This window comes from Neolewinella xylanilytica, assembly GCF_002934605.1.
In the GTDB taxonomy this organism is placed as follows: Bacteria; Bacteroidota; Bacteroidia; order Chitinophagales; family Saprospiraceae; genus Neolewinella; species Neolewinella xylanilytica.
On the sequence record NZ_PTJC01000006.1, the window covers coordinates 1,796,501 to 1,813,673 of the forward strand.

At 59.2% G+C, this 17,173-nt stretch carries 12 protein-coding genes and 1 tRNA gene; 6 read left to right on the plus strand and 7 right to left on the minus strand.

The annotated features are described in order from the left end of the window. Window positions 1-4: 4 nt before the first annotated feature. A complete protein-coding gene (locus CLV84_RS16720) occupies window positions 5-403 on the minus strand; it encodes a cytochrome c maturation protein CcmE domain-containing protein (RefSeq protein ID WP_104420898.1) in 399 nt (132 codons plus the stop codon). A gap of 227 nt (window positions 404-630) precedes the next feature. On the opposite strand from CLV84_RS16720, the gene CLV84_RS16725 reads away from it, so the two are divergent. Beyond that, the gene (locus CLV84_RS16725) at window positions 631-1,326 is read left to right on the plus strand and encodes an L-type lectin-domain containing protein (protein ID WP_104420899.1); all 696 of its coding nucleotides are present in this window, start codon (window positions 631-633) and stop codon (window positions 1,324-1,326) included. Between the two features lies 1 nt (window position 1,327). On the opposite strand, the gene CLV84_RS16730 is transcribed toward CLV84_RS16725, so the two are convergent. Next, window positions 1,328-2,038: a hypothetical protein gene (locus CLV84_RS16730; protein WP_146088842.1), complete on the minus strand. Its 711-nt coding sequence runs from the start codon at window positions 2,036-2,038 to the stop codon at window positions 1,328-1,330. A gap of 32 nt (window positions 2,039-2,070) precedes the next feature. Here CLV84_RS16730 and CLV84_RS16735 point away from each other — a divergent pair, with 32 nt between their 5' ends. After that, window positions 2,071-3,267: a helix-turn-helix domain-containing protein gene (locus CLV84_RS16735; protein ID WP_104420901.1), complete on the plus strand. Its 1,197-nt coding sequence runs from the start codon at window positions 2,071-2,073 to the stop codon at window positions 3,265-3,267. Between the two features lie 70 nt (window positions 3,268-3,337). Continuing rightward, window positions 3,338-4,975, plus strand: a complete 1,638-nt coding sequence (locus tag CLV84_RS16740; protein WP_104420902.1) for a serine hydrolase domain-containing protein — start codon at window positions 3,338-3,340, stop codon at window positions 4,973-4,975. 15 nt (window positions 4,976-4,990) lie between these two features. Here the strand turns inward: CLV84_RS16740 and CLV84_RS16745 are convergent, their stop codons facing one another. Further along, complete coding sequence (locus CLV84_RS16745; protein ID WP_104420903.1) at window positions 4,991-6,565, minus strand: carboxylesterase/lipase family protein; 1,575 nt, start codon at window positions 6,563-6,565, stop codon at window positions 4,991-4,993. A gap of 122 nt (window positions 6,566-6,687) precedes the next feature. Between CLV84_RS16745 and ggt the strand changes: the two genes are divergently transcribed. After that, window positions 6,688-8,382, plus strand: a complete 1,695-nt coding sequence (gene ggt, locus CLV84_RS16750) for a gamma-glutamyltransferase (protein WP_104420904.1) — start codon at window positions 6,688-6,690, stop codon at window positions 8,380-8,382. A 416-nt stretch (window positions 8,383-8,798) separates the two neighbouring features. On the opposite strand, the gene CLV84_RS16755 is transcribed toward ggt, so the two are convergent. Together CLV84_RS16755 and carB are read right to left on the minus strand one after the other, a co-directional pair. Further along, window positions 8,799-9,398, minus strand: coding sequence for a Uma2 family endonuclease (locus CLV84_RS16755; RefSeq protein WP_104420905.1), 600 nt, complete (start codon window positions 9,396-9,398; stop codon window positions 8,799-8,801). Between the two features lie 287 nt (window positions 9,399-9,685). Continuing rightward, the gene (gene carB / locus CLV84_RS16760) at window positions 9,686-12,523 is read right to left on the minus strand and encodes a carbamoyl-phosphate synthase large subunit (protein ID WP_104420906.1); all 2,838 of its coding nucleotides are present in this window, start codon (window positions 12,521-12,523) and stop codon (window positions 9,686-9,688) included. Between the two features lie 278 nt (window positions 12,524-12,801). On the opposite strand from carB, the gene CLV84_RS16765 reads away from it, so the two are divergent. After that, window positions 12,802-12,886, plus strand: a tRNA-Ser gene (locus CLV84_RS16765). 522 nt (window positions 12,887-13,408) lie between these two features. On the opposite strand, the gene CLV84_RS16770 is transcribed toward CLV84_RS16765, so the two are convergent. Both CLV84_RS16770 and CLV84_RS16775 read right to left on the minus strand, forming a co-directional pair. Further along, window positions 13,409-14,938, minus strand: coding sequence for a hypothetical protein (locus CLV84_RS16770; RefSeq protein ID WP_104420907.1), 1,530 nt, complete (start codon window positions 14,936-14,938; stop codon window positions 13,409-13,411). A gap of 341 nt (window positions 14,939-15,279) precedes the next feature. Continuing rightward, the gene (locus CLV84_RS16775) at window positions 15,280-16,131 is read right to left on the minus strand and encodes an alpha/beta hydrolase (protein ID WP_104420908.1); all 852 of its coding nucleotides are present in this window, start codon (window positions 16,129-16,131) and stop codon (window positions 15,280-15,282) included. A 68-nt stretch (window positions 16,132-16,199) separates the two neighbouring features. On the opposite strand from CLV84_RS16775, the gene fmt reads away from it, so the two are divergent. Then, window positions 16,200-17,141, plus strand: a complete 942-nt coding sequence (gene fmt / locus CLV84_RS16780) for a methionyl-tRNA formyltransferase (RefSeq protein ID WP_245911540.1) — start codon at window positions 16,200-16,202, stop codon at window positions 17,139-17,141. Window positions 17,142-17,173: the final 32 nt, after the last annotated feature.

A 17,173-nucleotide genomic window follows, 5' to 3' on the forward strand; every position in this document is an offset into this window, starting at 1 on the left:
AGGCTTAACTCTCGGTCAGGTTCTTGATCATCTCTTCCTCGTCCTTGTACTTACTGGGGCATTTCATCTGGATGTCGCTGGCAATGAACCGCTCGTCTTGCATCCGGCCGGTGAGTACGATGCTCTCGCTCATTTCGAAATCCTGGGGCTTGCCCATCAGCAGCACGACTTCGCGTTCGGTTCCACTCAGGTCTTCCAGAAAGAAGCTGAAGTAGTTCGGGTCCGTTAGGGGGTCGTAAACAGTAGGTTTGTCTTTCACGTAAGTGCCGACGAGTTGGACCTTGTCGCCGGTTTCCGCGGCCTTGGAGAAATTAGCGTACTCGCTGGTTGCATTGCCGGTTTGAAACAACAGGACCACGGCGATGATGACGAGCAGGACGGCAAGGATGTAGGATTTCTTCATGGTACCGTAAAGCTTTGACTGAAAAGGTGCTATTCAAACGCTAAGGTAACCGGACCGTTGCGGGGCAGGGTCAACATTCGGTCATTTGGCTAACCAGGTCGGCCGGAATGGCCTGCCGCCGACCTTGCTCGCGGATTCACCCGGTTTTCCCCGCCCTAATGCCGGTAAAATCACAACAAATGGCGGTATTCCGTATTTTGTTACAAGCCACTGTAAACTAAGCGTCTATGTCCATTCCGCTCCGACCGATCCTTCTTACGCTCATTGCTTTGTCCATCGGGCAGATCGGTAGGGCCCAAAGCAGCGTGAAGGAATTTAGGCTGGGCGGGAGCGCGGAAATTCTCAACGAGGAGTGTATCCGGCTAACGCCGGAAACGCCTTACGTCAGCGGCTCGGCCTGGTTTCAGAACCCGATGGACCTGGAGTACCCCTTCGAACTTACCGTCGACCTCGTCCTGGGCGAAAACGACGAGCTCGGCGCCGACGGCATCGTTTTCGTCTTTCACCCTACCATGCAGACCGGTTACCGCGGCGAGGGCATGGGCTTCGCCGGCCTCTATCCATCCCTTGGCATTGAATTCGATACCTACCAGAATTACCACCTGGGTGACCCCAGCGCCGACCACGTGGCGATTATGCCCCACGGACAGGCCCACCACGCGCGGAGCATGGTGGGCCCGATCGACCTGCCTAACTTGGAGAATGGCGCCAAACGGCCCCTCACCATCGCCTGGAACCCCGGCAACCAAACCCTGCAGGTATCGCTCGACGGCCAAACCGTAGCCACCTACACCGGCGATATCATCAACGATATCTTCGGCGGAAACAGCAAGGTATACTGGGGGGCTACGGCGGCCACGGGGCGCAAGATGAATTACCAGGATGTTTGTATCCGGAAACTGGTGTACGCTATGGTAGAGTAGGCTACTGGCGCTCGGCTAGACCGTCGCCTTCAGTTATGATTCGACCCTGTCCGGGTAACCGTTCACCGTTATATCGCTGGTTTGGATCATCCAGTAGTACGTAGGATACCACCGCATCCTCAATTCCTTCTTCGGTAAGGCAACCGGAGGTCACCATTAGGTCGGAGTTAAGATAACCGGAATTGCTATAAAGGTCAAACACGCTGAATACGGTGAATTTACAGTCACTTCCCACGATAACACTGTAACTGGCGGGAATGACTTGGCCACCGGGCAGGTGATAGCTAAAGTCAATATTCAAGTTCTCGGTGGTGTCGGCGAAAATTGCGGTAATCGGTACTGCCTCCGTACCCATGGGTACCGTATCACCTGGAAGGTTGGAGCCGGTGATGAATCTTGGTGCCATGTCAAACGTCCCGGTGATGTCCGGTGGATGAACACCCCCGTAAATGGGATGTCCGAGTTCCTTTAGTCCGTCGATGACTGCATCTGAAACGAATTGTCTTACATCGGGGATCAAGCCATTCTCATCAACCTCATCGTCGTCCGAAATTCCGTCGCAGGACGTGAAGTACAGGGCCGCCAGCAGGGCGTAGCCGATCAATTTAAAATACTGCATAACAACAAAATTTAGGGGAAGCACCACCGCAACAGCGCGGCGTGATAGACAGCTAATGCCCGCTTCCGGCACGCGGTAACCTTGTCGGATCATGTATATTTTGCAGCGGTAATCCTGCCATAAGCTTGCCCCCCGACCAGGTGGATCTTTCGCTCCTTTCCCTCCCTCTTCAATCCGCCCTGCTGCTGGCCGAAATGGCCTTCTGCCTGTTGTTTGGATTGTTGCTACTCCGGCATTCCTTGCTAACCCCTCGCCCGGCGGCCGGGTGGCTGGCCCTTATCCTGTTGTTATCTACCCTTTACCTCGTACCCTGGGCGGCCGGACATCTGGGTTGGTACGGCCGCGACGGCTACCGCGAGTTGCTCTTCTACGTTCCCTTCCAGCAGTTGCTGTTGATCGGTCCCTGCGTCTACGCCTACGTACGTGCGCTGCTGAATCCCGGTCATCGCACCCGGGGGCGGGGGTGGTGGCACTTTCTGCCGGCTTTAGTATACCTGCTGTACAGCCTGGTCATGTTCCTGTGGGATGCTTTCGCCGCGGGGAGTTATTCCTTTTACGGGGACGGTCGGGACCGGGACCTGGACCCCTGGTATCAGACGGTGGGCTTTGCCAGTTTGCTGATCTACACCCTACTGTCCATACGGCGCTACCATCGTTATCGCCGCGACATCGTCTCGGAGGTGAGCTACTCCGACGCCATTACCTATCGTTGGGTAAGGAGGTATTTGCTCCTGCTGTTGCTACTGGTCGGGCTACGGCTCACTTTCCTGATCGCCTATCCCGACTTCGGGAGTTTCGGGCAGAAGTTCTGGTATTACCTGGCCTTCGGTGCCGTCAGCATGATGGTCGCGGTAGCCGGCTATACCGAAGCCATCCGGCGCGAAGCGAGCGGACATTTAGCCGTGCCCGAACTACCCGGGCCGGAGCCGCCTGAGACCGAAAAGGAGACCCCCTATCCCGAAATGGACGCGGCTGACCTGGCGGACTGGAAGATCCGTCTGACCACGCTAATGGACGAGCAGCAGCCCCATCGGAACGCTCAACTCAATCTGACCGACCTGGCGCAACAGCTCGGCCTGACCCGCCGGCAGACGTCGGCCGTGATCAACCGGGAATTTGCCTGCAATTTCAATGACTTCATCAATCGGTACCGCATCCGCGCGGTCAGCCGTGCCATCGACCGGGGGGAGCACCGCCAACGTACCCTGCTGGCACTGGCGCTGGAGGCCGGGTTCAATTCAAAAACCACCTTCAACCGCGTCTTCAAGCGTGAGACCGGCCAAACGCCCCGACAATACGTGGCATCCCTGGCAAAAAAGTAGTGCCAAATCGTGCGACGGGGCGCAGGAACCGTGGAATTCCGGGTACTTGCAGCCAATTAAGAACAGACCCATGCTCCGACTCCTTTTGCTGTGCTTCCCGGTGGCCCTTATCGGTCAGCCGAATACCTTTCCAACCGGCTGGCAGGATTCCCTCCGGACGTTGTTGCAGGCTGATGTCCCGGAGGGTGGGCCCGGCGGCGCGCTGGGTGTCGTGCATCGGGGCGAAGTGATTTTCGAAGCCTACGTAGGATTGGCCGATCTGGAAACGGAAGCCCCCATCGGCCCGGCTACCCGCTTCAACGTCGCCTCCAACGCCAAGCAGTTCACCGCCCTCTGCGTGCTGCGGCTGGCGGAGGAAGGGAAACTGGATTTGCAGGACGATATCCGGCGCTACCTCCCCGATGTATTACCCGGCATAGATTCAGCTATCCGGATCGAGCACCTGGTCACCCACACCAGCGGGATCCGCGACGTATACAATCTCTGGTCGCTGCAGGGCATCACCTGGTGGAAAGAGACGCTATCCAACGAGGACGCATACCAACTCCTGCTAAAGCAAACCGATCTGAATTTCGATCCTGGGAGCCACTACCTCTATAGCAACTCGAACTACCTGCTGCTTACTAAGCTGGTGGAAGCGATAACCGGCGTGTCATTTACCAACTACGCCGACCGGCTCTTCTCCGACCTGGGGATGCGGCAAACCACTTTTTTAGCCGATCACCGCCTACCGGTCCCCCAGTTGGCCCGACCTTATTTCAATTTCGATACCTGGCAGACGTACGAATGGCTCAGCGATCTGCACGGTGACGGCGCGCTCTTCACCACACTAGGCGATCAGCTCCACTACGAGCAACTGCGCACCCGGCCGGACGCGGTCGATTCTACGCTCGCTAGGGCGGTTATCAGGAGTCAGGGACTCCCGTGGCCGAATCCCGGTGCCTATGGCTTTGGCGTCGAGTACGGGGATTATCGCGGCCAACCGATCAGCTTTCACAACGGTAGCACGGGGGCCTGGAAAGCGTCGGTATTGCGCTTTCCGGAGTTCGATCTCGCCATTGTGGTGACAAACAACAGCGGGAAGTTCTTTAGTTACGATCTCGCCCGCGACGTGGCCGATGTATTGTTGGCGGGCATCCTGAAGCGGGAACGGTACCCATCCGTTCCCGAACCAAATTTTCACCCCGATGCGAACGTGGCCCCCGTGGGCATCTACGGTGCTACGGAAGGCTACGCGATCCGGATCGAAGCGGAAAACGGTGACACCCTCATCCTCCACCGGTACGGCCGGTCGGATATAAGGGTAGAACCAGTGGACGAGGGGATCTATCGCGAAATTACCGATACCACTTTTTACCAGACTTTCGACCGCGGCCCGGACGGCAGCGACCGAATTACGCTGTATCACCCGATCCATGCCCCGTACTCCCTTTCCAAAGCCGATCCGCCGGTAGAGGAAACGACTATACCAGGAGCTGATGTTTCCGGCTCTTTCCACAATACAGAAACGGGGGTCGAACTGACCGTGTCCTTCGGGCCTGGCGACCGCACGATGGTCCTTGGAGGAGATTCGTTAGTAGTAGAACCCTTCACGGAGCGGATGTGGGTTACCAGGGGATATACCTTCCTGACGTCCACCGAGCATGACCGCCCCGTGCTGTACCTGTTCGATGACCGCTTACGGTGGGTACGTTTCGACCAAAAGTGACGGATCGGCAGCCCGCTACTTCCGCGACTCAGTATAGAGCTTGGTCAGGTAGCGGTAGCGCGGTTCCGCCTGGAACGGTTCGGCTTCGCTGTCGGCGTCGAGGATCATCACTTCCGGAGTTTCCCCTTCGCTGAGGGCGGGCCATTCCGGTAGTCCTTCGCCGTTGGGATTGCCGGTTTTCACGAAATTGGCGAGATAGGTGAGCATGGTTTCGGCGGTTTTCCGGTCGGCTTCCTGCCAGTCGTAGCCATCGGAAACGTCCAGCGTATTCAGGAAATATTCGATATCGGTAGCGTGGGCGGCACCCGGCATCTCCATCGGATGTTCTTGTCCCTTCAGCGGCGGACGAATTTGGTCGAAACGGTAGCGATATACCGGTTGGTCGCTGTTGCGGCGATGGAGGTCCGCCCAGTTCCAGGTGCCGAGCACGATCCAGGTATCCGAAGCCAGCTCGATGGCGGAGCGGGTGGGTTGGTCCGCCGGATAGAATTCGAGCAGCTCCTCCGCCCGGTTCGGAAATTGCTCCGCGACCAGCGAACGGAAAGCTTCCTCCGTTTCCGGGAAGCGTCCCCAGGGGCGTTCGGTACTTGTCCAGCCAACCAGCAGGGGCACCTGCGCCTGATCGCCGTTCATCATGGTCGCGGTAGGGTCTTCGGTGAAGAAATGTCCGTCGATGACCACCGGCGGGCCGCCTAGCTGACCGCTATTGTACGCTTCGTAAATGCGGCGGGTTGACGCGGCCCGGAGGTCGGCGAGGGAGGCGAAGTCGTTGGCCTCCAGGAAGCGTTCGCCCCATTGCTCCCCTTGCTCCAGAGCGACTACGGGGCGTTGGGGATTGACAACACTGCCGCTTTCCCCTACCGCGCCGGCCAGCAGGTCGCGGGCGAGTGGCGAAACCGTCTGGGCGCTCACCGACATCGATCCGGCGCTTTCGCCGGCGATGGTGATCTTATCGGGGTCACCACCGAAGGCTTCGATGTTGTCCTTCACCCACTGAATGGCCGCGGCCTGGTCCATTAAGCCGTAGTTGCCCGAACCACCGTAGTCCGACTCCGCGGAAAGCTCCGGGTGGGCCAGGAAGCCGAAGATGTTGAGCCGGTAGTTGGGAGTCACTACTACCACGCCCTCCCGGGCCAACGTTTCCCCGTCGTAGCGGCGCTCGTCGCCCGATCCGGCCTGGAAGCCGCCGCCGTAGAAGTAGACGAGGACGGGCAGGCCGGTCTCACCCGCTTTCGCCGGCGTCCAGACGTTGAGGTACAGGCAGTCTTCGCTGACCGACGGCGAACGAAAGCGCATGTCGTCGTAAACGTAGCGTTGTACGGGCCGCGGACCGAACTCCTTGGCCATCCGCACGCCATCCCAATTGGTGGCCGGTTGGGGAGGTTGCCACCGTAGCTCGCCGGTGGGCGGGGCGGCAAAGGGAATGCCCAGGTAGCGTTGCACCCCGGTACGGGTACTGTATTCCCCCTCGAGCGTGCCGTTTTCGACCTGGGTGGTCACGGAAAATCCGAATTGCAGTTCCTGCGCTCCGGCGCCCGAAGTAAGGCAACTCAGGAGCGCGAGCAGAAAGAGGTGGCGGTAACGGTTCATGCTTTTCGATCGACTTTACGCCAAGGTAAGGCATACCGACTTCTCCGAATGGGGAAATTGGTGTGCCTGACACCCGCACACGCCGGTCAGGATTCGATATATTACGAGCCAAGAACCTGCCTATGCAACTCCGGCTTTACCTACTGTCCGTTTGCTTCCTTACGAATTTCATCCTTATGGCCCAGGATCGCATCACCGGCTCCCTCGACGTTACCCGCTCCGAAGTGCTCGCCCGCCAGGGGATGGTGGCCACTTCTCACCCCCTGGCCACCCAGATCGGATTGCAAATCCTGAAGGACGGCGGCAACGCCATCGACGCGGCCATTGCCGCCAACGCCGCTCTCGGACTGATGGAGCCCACCGGCTGCGGGGTGGGGGGCGATCTGTTCGCGATTGTTTGGGACGCGGAAACTCAGCAGGCCTACGGTCTGAATGCCAGCGGCCGGTCGCCCGCCGGCATGACCCTGGCCGACCTGAAGGCGAAGCAACTGGACAAGATTCCCTCCCTGGGTCCGCTACCGGTCAGCGTGCCGGGCGCGGTCGACGGGTGGTTTTCCCTCCACGAGCGTTTCGGAAGTCTGCCGATGGACAGCTTATTGGCCCCGGCCATCGCGTACGCGGAGGAAGGCTTTCCCTTGACGCAGCTGATTGCCTGGTACATGCAGCGCTCCGTACCGGCGTACATCGCGCGCGGTTTTCCGAACATACGGGAAACGTACCTCGAACAGAACGGGGGAGCGCTGCCGAAGGAGGGAGAAATCTACCGCAATCCCTACCTGGCCGCCACCTACCGCAGCATCGCCGCCGGCGGCCGCGATGCCTTTTACCGCGGGGAGATCGCGAAAACCATCGCCGACTTCCTCCAGGAGCAGGGAGGTTATTTATCCGAAGCCGATCTGGCCGCTCACGAGTCCGAATGGGTCGACCCGGTATCGGTGAACTACCGGGGCTACGACGTGTGGGAGCTCCCTCCGAACGGACAGGGCATTGCCGCACTGCAAATGCTGGCGATCCTGGAGGGCTACGACTTTAGCGATATCCCCTTCGGCAGCGCGGAACACCTCCACCTGTTCACCGAGGCGAAGAAGCTCGCCTTTGAAGACCGGGCTCAGTACTACGCGGACATGGATTTTGCCACGGTGCCCGTCGAGGAATTGATCAGTAAAGCCTACGCGGAGGAACGTCGGAAGCAAATTGGCGACCGGGCGACGGTCTACCACGCCGGTGCCATCAGCGCAGGCGAAACGATCTACCTGACCACCGCCGATAAGGACGGTAACATGGTTTCGCTCATTCAGAGCAACTACCGCGGCATGGGTTCCGGTATGGTGCCGCCCGGCCTGGGTTTCATGTTGCAAGATCGTGGCGAGCTATTTACTCTCGAGGCAGGAAAAGCAAATACGTACGCACCGGGCAAGCGTCCATTTCACACGATCATCCCCGCTTTCATTAGCAAGGACGGTCAGCCCTGGGTCAGTTTTGGCGTCATGGGCGGCGACTTCCAGCCCCAGGGCCACACCCAGATCGTGATGAACCTCATCGACTTCGGCATGAATCTGCAGGAAGCCGGGGACGCCACCCGCTGGGACCATACGGGCGGTACGTCACCGACGGGTGATGCGCGCAGCGAGGGACGGATCCGCGTGGAATCGGGTATTTCGTACGAGACGATCCGGGGCCTGATCGACCGGGGGCATGACGTCGGATTTACCCGCGACGGCTACGGTGGGTACCAGGCAATTCTGCGCGATCCGGAAAACGGCGTCTACCACGGCGCATCCGAAAGCCGGAAGGACGGGCAGGCGGCGGGCTATTAGTAGCGCCGGCTTCAGCCGGCTAGCTGCGGGTATACCGGGCAGCCTGGCGACTGAAGTCGCCGCTACTCCCCGACCCTGTAAACGGTGTTTACCACGGTGCCCCGGAGAGCCGGAAGGACGGGCAGGCAGCGGGCTACTAGTAGCGCCGGCTTCAGCCGGCTAGCTGCAGGTATACCGGGCAGCCTGGCGACTGAAGTCGCCGCTACTCCCCGACCCGGTAAACGGTGTTTACCACGGTGCCTCGGAGAGCCGGAAGGACGGGCAGGCAGCGGGCTACTAGTAGCGCCGGCTTCAGCCGGCTAGCTGCAGGTATACCGGGCAGCCTGGCGACTGAAGTCGCCGCTACTCCCCGACTAGGTAAACGGCGTTTACCACGGTGCATCCGAGAGCCGGAAGGACGGGCAGGCGGCGGGGCACTAGACCCGGGATACGATAATGGGGGGTGGAAAAAAATCGCTCAGACGGATTTCTCCCAGCAGCGCATGCGTAAATAATTCCCCTTCCAGGTAAACTGCTTTTTTGGTATACCCACTGCCGGGGATGGGAACCGTGTACACTTCGAACTGCCGTTCCACCAGATTCACAATCCAGTATTCCGGTATCTGGCCGTCGGCGTAGATGCCGAATTTATAGCTACGGTCCTTCTCGAGGGTGGAGTCACTGATTTCAACCACCAGATGGATATCCTCCGGGGTGGGATGCCCGGAGGCGTACCGTTGCGCATCGTAGCGAGCGACGACTACATCCGGCTCAGGCTCGGAGAGCGGCAGAATGGTGATCGGATCCTGTGTCCGGATCGTCAGCTGACCGAGATGTCTGGCATAAAGAATTTCCTGAAACCCTAGCACACAGGCGGCGTGCAACCTACCCACCGGACTCATCGGTACAATTTTACCCCGCAATAACTCGACCCTGTCTTCCGGACCGATCACCGCCGAACGAACCATAGCGTGGTACCGCTCGACGGTAAAGTCCATCGATTCGTAGGTTACGGTGCTATTTCCGAACGTTGTCATACCACAAGTTAACCAATGTGGCCAATTCCGACGGGGAAGTGCCGCACCCAGTCGGGCAGACTAGTGCTTCAGGATTGAACTAAGCAATAGCTTGACGCCGATAGCGTGGTGCTGAACGAGTGGACAAAAGTTCACCATAGCCATAGCTACGGTAAATATTTGGCCGGGACCGCCGGAGGCAGCCGCGAAGCGAACTGCAGCGCCGCGATGGCAAGTCAAGGTGCAGCTTATTTCGGTCTTGAAGCACTAGGCATTGTCAGCGTTCCTTCGCTAGGCCTGGTGAAGCCCTACCGGGTCAAATACTGGCTCCGATTCCGGTCCAATTCCCGGAAGAAGGGATCGGTCATATCCACCACGAAGCGGATGGCTTCGCCCGTAGATTTCATCTCGGGGCCGAGCTGCTTGTCTACGTTCGGGAACTTGTTAAAGCTGAATACCGGCACCTTGATCGCGTAGCCGCTGGGCTGGGGATTGATGTCGAAATCCTTCAGTTTGTGCGTGCCCAGCATCACCTTCGTGGCGATGTTGAGGTAGGGAACCTTGTAGGCCTTGGCGATGAAGGGGGTGGTGCGGGAGGCGCGTGGGTTGGCTTCGATCACGTAGACGATCTCCTCACCGGTCACCTTGTCGGTTCTGATGGCGAACTGAACGTTTAGCAGCCCCTTGATCTTGAGGGCGAAAGCCAGCTTTTCGGCGTATTCCCGCATCAGGTTCACCGCCGACACACTCAGCGAATAGGTGGGTAGCACCGCGCAGGAGTCACCGGAGTGAATCCCCGCCGGCTCGATGTGCTCCATGATGCCCATGATGTGCACTTCGTCACCGTCGCAGATGGCGTCGATCTCCGCTTCCTTTGCGCGGTCGAGGAAGTGGTCGACCAGTACCTCGTCGTCCGGCGCTTTCTTGAAGATGGAAAGCAGGTGGCGCTCCAGCTCGGCGTCGTTGATGACGATCCGCATGTCCTGCCCGCCGAGTACGTAGCTCGGGCGCACCAGTACGGGGTACTTCACCCGGTTAGCTACTTCGAGCGCCTGGTCGGCGTCCTTGGCGGTGCCGAAGTCGGGGTAGGGGATATCCAGTTCCTTCAGCAGGGTGGAGAAGCGGCCGCGGTCCTCGGCCAGGTCCAGGGCGTCGTATTTGGATCCGACGATGTTGATGCCGCGATTAGTGAGCTCCTCGGCGAGCTTAAGGGCCGTTTGGCCGCCCAACTGTACGATGATACCCACCGGCTTTTCGAGTTCGATGATCTCCCAAAGGTGTTCCCAGAAGACCGGTTCGAAGTAGAGTTTATCCGCCGTGTCGAAGTCGGTGGACACCGTTTCCGGGTTGCAGTTGACCATGATGGCCTCGAAGCCGGCTTCCTGGACCGCTTTGAGTCCGTGGACGCAACAGTAGTCGAATTCAATGCCCTGACCGATTCGGTTCGGACCGGATCCGAGCACGATGATCTTTTCCCTGTCGGACACCTCGCTTTCGTTTTCCCCGTCGAAGGTGGAGTAGAAGTAGGGGGTATGGGATTCGAACTCGGCCGCACAGGTGTCGACCATTTTATAGGTGCGGCGGATACCGAGCTTGTAGCGTTGTTGGGTCACGGCTTCTTCGTCTACCCGCAGCAGGTAGGCGATCTGGATATCGGAATACCCGACTTCCTTGAGCTCGCGGAAGAGGGCTTCGGGCAGGTCTTCCGGCACGTTGTACTTCAATACTTCCGCGTCGTAGTCGACGAGTCGCTTGATCTGGTTGATGAACCAGGGGTCGATCTTGGTGAGCTTATGGATGGTCTTGCGGGGCACGCCGAGGCGCAGGGCGTCCTTCAGGCGGAAGAGGCGGTCGTCGCTCACGTTCTCCAGCCGCTCCAGGATATCGTCGGTCTTGATCCATTCCTTGATATCGGAACCGAGGCCGGCGCGGCCGTTCTCCAGCGACTGGCAGGCCTTCTGCAGCGCCTCAAGGAAGTTTCGACCGATGCCCATCACTTCGCCGACGGATTTCATCTGCAGCCCGAGCCGGTGGTCCGCACCGGGAAATTTGTTGAAGTTCCAGCGCGGAATCTTCACGATCACGTAGTCGAGGGTCGGCTCGAAGAAGGCCGAGGTCGTTTTGGTGATCTGGTTTTTCAGTTCGTCGAGGCGGTACCCAAGGGCTAGTTTCGCGGCGATCTTGGCGATCGGATAGCCGGTGGCCTTGGATGCCAGGGCGGAAGAGCGGCTTACGCGGGGGTTGATTTCGATGACGATCAGCTCCTCCGTTTCCGGATTCTGACTGAACTGCATGTTGCACCCACCGGCGAAATTTCCCATCGAGCGCATGGCCTTGATCGCCTGGTTACGCATATCCTGGTAGGCGGTGTCGGAGAGCGTCATAGCCGGCGCAACGGTAATGGAGTCGCCGGTGTGGATGCCCATCGGGTCGAAGTTCTCGACCGTACAGATGATGACGACGTTGTCCGCCGCGTCCCGCAGCAACTCCAGCTCGAATTCTTTCCAGCCCAGTACGGCCTTGTCGATCAGCACCTCGTGGGTGGGGCTGGCGTCCAGGCCGCGCCGTAGCATTTCGGGGTATTCGTCTTCGTTGAAACAGAAGCCTCCCCCGAAGCCGCCCAGGGTATAGCTGGGCCGGATGACCAGCGGGAAGCCGATCTCCTGGGCCGCTTCCATGCCCTCCAGGAAGGAGTTGGCGATCATGGCCGGGGCGCACTTGAGCCCGATCGATTCCATGTGCTTGCGGAAGAGTTCCCGGTTCTCTGCGAGCTCGATGGCTTCCAGGTCGACGCCGATGAGGCGGACGTTGTATTTGTCCCACAGGCCCACCTCGCCGCATTCAATGGCCAGGTTCAGCGCGCTCTGGCCGCCCATCGTGGGCAGCACCGCGTCGATCTGGGGTTGCTCCTTCAGGACCTGCTCTACGTGCTCGATATCCAGCGGCAGCAGATACACGTGGTCGGCCGTCATCGGGTCGGTCATGATCGTGGCCGGGTTGGGATTGATGATCGTGACCTCGATGCCCTCTTCCCGCAGGCTCCTGCTGGCCTGCGTTCCGGAGTAATCGAATTCACAGGCCTGGCCGATAATGATGGGGCCGGACCCGATGATGAGCACGGATTTAATGCTAGTGTCCTTTGGCATGGGGGAGTGCGTGGTTCAAAATTCGGGCAAAGATAACACGACCGCACGCAATATGGGCGCCGGAGCGCAGGTGCGATGACCGGAAGCGGAATATTCTCTTCCTCCATCGGCGACCGTAACTAAGCCGCCTACTGTTTCCCGGGTGGGAGGGCGGTGCGGGGGTGATTGCCCTACCTTTGCTTCCTTTCTCCTTCGGCAAATTTACCGGCCCCGATACCAGGGCACTTGGCAACTTCCCCCGGCTTCCGTACCTTTGCCGCCCGAATAGATCACCCTCCGGAGGAATGGCAGAGTGGTTGAATGCACCGGTCTTGAAAACCGACGTACCGAAAGGTACCGGGGGTTCGAATCCCTCTTCCTCCGCATAGCTTTGGCTGCGCCGCCGGCGTAGCCATCAAGCCCCCGCCGACGTCGAGCAATTCGTTGCTTGTAAGCCGGCGGGGGCTCGTTGTTTTAGCCTCGTAAGGCGTTACGATCGAGGATCCGGAGGGGCCCAATCCCAGGGATCAGCACAGCCGGTCCTGGGGCCAACCCTTCCAAAGTATAGGTTGCTGCGTGCCGCCTCATCTCAGCCCGGAGGGCTTCGACCTTGGATCTATCAGGCCGCTGACTTGCGTTCCCAACTTGAACCTTTGCAGGTTAGGACGGTGTCCGTGCCTCTCGGCGCGGAGGGCACGCGACCTTGGAATATTGCCGTATAGGCGTAACGCTCCCAGGTTGAACCCTTGCAAGGTGAGACGTTGTGTGTGTGGCCTCTCGGCCCAGAGGGCCCTCGAACCTGGAATATTGCCGGATAGGGGTAACGCTCCCAGGTCGAACCCTTCCAGGGTGAGGCGGTGCGCGTGGTAGTTAAGCGACCTGAGCGTGCAGCCTGGAAAGGCTTCCCTACTTTCTATCCTCCCCCGTTTGTCGAATGCGAATACGCTTGTATCCCAACTCGTCCAGGATCAGTGCCCACAGCATTTCGTAGGGTACGATTTCCAGGTAATAATCCAGGTTAGTGTCTTCGATCCGTTTGCGTCGCATCATGCGGATGTAGCGCGTCGTGTGTCGCTCTACAGCGGCGCGGTGGAATTGCTGGGTAGCCAATTGGGCCAATGCCTTGAGAAAGTAGCGGATCCGTTCGAAGCTCTTTCCCTTCAGATGGCGGGAGGCGTACTTATTGATTGCCTCGATGCTGTACACCGTTTTGCTGTGGCGGCGGTGGAGCACATGATTGATGATTTCAATGATCAACAGGTGAACGTTCCGACTATTCTTTTCCCCGCTAGCGAATTGGAAAGAGTTCAAAAAGCGGTTGATCCGGAACCGCTGGAAGGTACGGTCATCGGGGTGGGTGCGAATCTGACCCATGCGGACGAGGAGGTAGAGGTAGGCTTCGATGATCCGGAAGGTTTCGTTGTAGTAGGACAGCAAATTCTTGGTGAGCGTATCCGGGCGAATGGTCAGGAAGGAGTCGTAGGCCTCCTGGAACTTACCCGCGCGCAAAGCGAGGAGCAGGAGCAGCTCGTAAACCTTGAGGTAATTGAAGGCAGACGGATCCGTTTTTTCCAGCAATCGACGGGCGAAATCCGTACCTCGCTCGTAATCGTTAAGCTGGGTATAGGCTACGGTCAGATTGGCTTCGAAGACCTGGTACATGATCGGCTGGGCGGTCGCCTTTCCATCGAGATAGCGCAATCCCTTGTTGGCCACTTCAATGACCGCCTCGTAGTCGTGCACGGCCAGGTGGATGTTAAGTTCGAGCAAGTAAACGATGTAGGAAATCAGCGCCAGATCGTAAGCCTCGATCGCGTGCCGGTGCTCCAGGTAGGCGCTTCGGGCCGCTTCCTGAATTTCCTCGGCCGTTGAATGGGTGTTGCGCAAGTAGGCAACGTAATTGAAGCGGGCAACGACATCCTGGTAGCACCGGGATATTTGCTGGTAGCGCATCGCTTCCGCCGCGTAATGGGCGTACTTCTCCGGATCGAAGTGGCGATTGGCGTACTGCCGGCGTAGCATCACCGCGCATTGGTAAGCCGCATCGACCAGCTCGAACTGCTCGGCGATGCGAAAGGCTTCCTTCAGGTAAGGTAGCAGTACGGAGGAAGCTAGAGAAGTGCGCAACTGCTTGGCGATCGCGATCAATTTCCAGACGTAAGCGTGGGCCCGCTCCCGTCGATCCGCCGTCCGCTCAGTAGGTTTAATGGCCGTCAGGGCATTAAACAGCTGCAACTTTAATCGATGCTTAACCTTCCGAAATGCCGGATCGCCGGCTTCCAGGTCCAGTTGTGCAGCGGCGCTGTCAGCGCAAGGGTGTTCGGTATGCTGTAAGTAGGCGTAAAGGGTAGTGAGCGCGGAAGGATTGGCGAGGTTACAAGTGCATAACGCGTGGTCCGCACCCAGTAGCCCTACCAGCTCCGAAAGCTGTTTCATAGTGCAGAAAAACATACGGGCTCGGAGAACTAGCCACTCCGCGAGCCCGATGTAAACGAATAGGAGAAAACCGGCCCGTGCCGAGGCACGAAAAGCAATTCTTGATCGATGTTTGCCTTAAAGTTCGGACAGGTCATACTATCCTGGTTTCGCTTTCCAGGGAATGGTCAATCGCGCGCGTCGGTGAAAATGCTGGGTACCGGCAACAAGTCGGTAAAGAGCTAGTATCATATTCACAGTCACGTAGCTACCGGCCGGAATGCCCACCATTGTTCCGACCACCGGATAAGATTGCGGATAAAGTGGGAGTATCATTCACAAATTACCGCCCCCCCTTTCTTTCAGGGAGTGGTAGGTTTCCCCACACTTTCAGCGAGCCCTGCTTCCATCCAATCCAGTACGTCAGCCAGCACGGTGGCCGCTATCGGCTCATGGTGCAACTCATGAAAGGCCTCGGGGTAAACTTTCAGCGTCACGCCACCGGGGTTCCGTTCGGCGAAGCCAGCGGTCGCGTCCGGGGAAGTGATCCGGTCGCCCTTACCGTGCAGGAGCAAGGTGGGTACCGGTAGCCCGCCGGCGTACCGTTGCAGAAATAGCGCGCGGTCGAGCAAGTCGATACCCGTCTGACTGCTCAGTCGGGTGTGCACATAGGCGTCTTTCCGGTACGCCTCGATGACCGCCGGGTCCCGACTCAGGGCCGACAGGTCCAACTGGTTATCCAGGGTAAAGGTGGGGTAGACGCGGCGCATCAGTTTTCCCACCGCCACCACCAGGGGGTTGGGTTTGAAGGCTTCCGCGATGTGGGGGGCCGAAACGATCGCGCCCCGGATCGCCGGCTTGCGGTGGATCAGGTAGTGCAACAACAACTGACCGCCCATGCTATGGCCGTAGAGGAAGACCGGCACGTGGGGGTAGCGCCGCTCGCAGTGGACCATCAGCTGGGCCACCCCGTCGAGGTAGCTGCGGTAATTTTTAGCGTAGCCCTTCCGGCCTTCGCTGCGCCCGAACCCCTGACGGTCATAGCCGATAACCGCCATGCCGTGGGCGTTGAAGAATTCGGCGACCCCTTCGTAGCGGCGGCAGTGTTCGCCCAGGCCGTGGATGATGCCGACAATCGCCCGGGGATTGTCTACGTGCCAGTCGACGGCGTAGATGCGCAGGCCCTCCTCGTTCTTCCAGTGAAATTCGTCCATAACGTACGGCAAGGTACGTTGACCGTATTGCTCCCGCGCCCCGGCGCCCAATTCCTACCTTTGTGCCCATGAAAATTTCGCCTCGCATCGTCTTCATGGGTACGCCCGAATTCGCCGTTCCCAGTCTGGAAAAGCTCGTCGAGGCCGGTTATCCGGTGGTGGGCGTGGTCACGGCCACGGATAAAATGGGCGGCCGCGGCGGAAAGCAGCTCCTCGAGTCCCCGGTAAAAGTTGCGGCCCAGCGGCTGGGGATCCCCGTCCTGCAACCCAAAAACCTGAAGGACCCCGGTTTTCAGAACGAACTGCGCGCCCTCAACGCCGACCTTCAGATCGTCGTTGCCTTCCGCATGCTGCCCGAAGCGGTGTGGGATATGCCCGAGTTGGGGACCTTTAATTTGCACGGCTCGCTGCTGCCGAAGTACCGCGGGGCCGCCCCCATCAACTGGGCCGTGATCCAGGGGGAGCTGGAGACCGGCGCCACGACCTTTTTCATCCGCCACGAGATCGATACAGGCGACATCCTCCAACAGCTGCGTATCCCGATCGGGGAGAACGACACCGCCGGCGACGTCCACGACCGCATGATGCACGACGGGGCCAACCTCGTCGTCGACACCGTCCGCCAGATCGAAGCCGGCGACTACGAACTACGTAAACAGGACGACACGGCCGCCACCCCCGCCCCGAAGCTGAACCGGGAAATGGCGCGCATCGATTTCGACCGGCCCGTCCGGGAGGTGCACAACTTCGTGCGTGGCCTGAGCCCCTGGCCCGCCGCCTGGACGCTCCTCGGGGGCGAGCAGCTGAAAGTGATCCGCACGCGGGTGGAAGCTGCGCGCACCGAAGGAGCACCGGGCACCGTCGTGACCGACGGCAAAACCCAGCTGAAGGTCGCCTGCCAGGATGGCTACTTGTACATCCACGAACTCCAGCTAGCGGGGCGGAAGCGCATGGCCGTGGAGGAATTTCTCCGGGGGGTCGACGTCGCGGAAGGAACCGTGCTCGGATAGGGCAATTGCCGGCGGGGCTTTTGTAATTTGGG

Coding starts and splice junctions, on each gene's coding strand:
- CLV84_RS16720 (WP_104420898.1), bottom strand. CDS start 403: ATGAAGAAATCCTACATCCTTGCCGTCCTGCTCGTCATCATCGCCGTG.
- CLV84_RS16725 (WP_104420899.1), top strand. CDS start 631: ATGTCCATTCCGCTCCGACCGATCCTTCTTACGCTCATTGCTTTGTCC.
- CLV84_RS16730 (WP_146088842.1), bottom strand. CDS start 2,038: ATGATCCGACAAGGTTACCGCGTGCCGGAAGCGGGCATTAGCTGTCTA.
- CLV84_RS16740 (WP_104420902.1), top strand. CDS start 3,338: ATGCTCCGACTCCTTTTGCTGTGCTTCCCGGTGGCCCTTATCGGTCAG.
- CLV84_RS16745 (WP_104420903.1), bottom strand. CDS start 6,565: ATGAACCGTTACCGCCACCTCTTTCTGCTCGCGCTCCTGAGTTGCCTT.
- ggt (WP_104420904.1), top strand. CDS start 6,688: ATGCAACTCCGGCTTTACCTACTGTCCGTTTGCTTCCTTACGAATTTC.
- CLV84_RS16755 (WP_104420905.1), bottom strand. CDS start 9,398: ATGACAACGTTCGGAAATAGCACCGTAACCTACGAATCGATGGACTTT.
- carB (WP_104420906.1), bottom strand. CDS start 12,523: ATGCCAAAGGACACTAGCATTAAATCCGTGCTCATCATCGGGTCCGGC.
- CLV84_RS16770 (WP_104420907.1), bottom strand. CDS start 14,938: ATGAAACAGCTTTCGGAGCTGGTAGGGCTACTGGGTGCGGACCACGCG.
- CLV84_RS16775 (WP_104420908.1), bottom strand. CDS start 16,131: ATGGACGAATTTCACTGGAAGAACGAGGAGGGCCTGCGCATCTACGCC.
- fmt (WP_245911540.1), top strand. CDS start 16,200: ATGAAAATTTCGCCTCGCATCGTCTTCATGGGTACGCCCGAATTCGCC.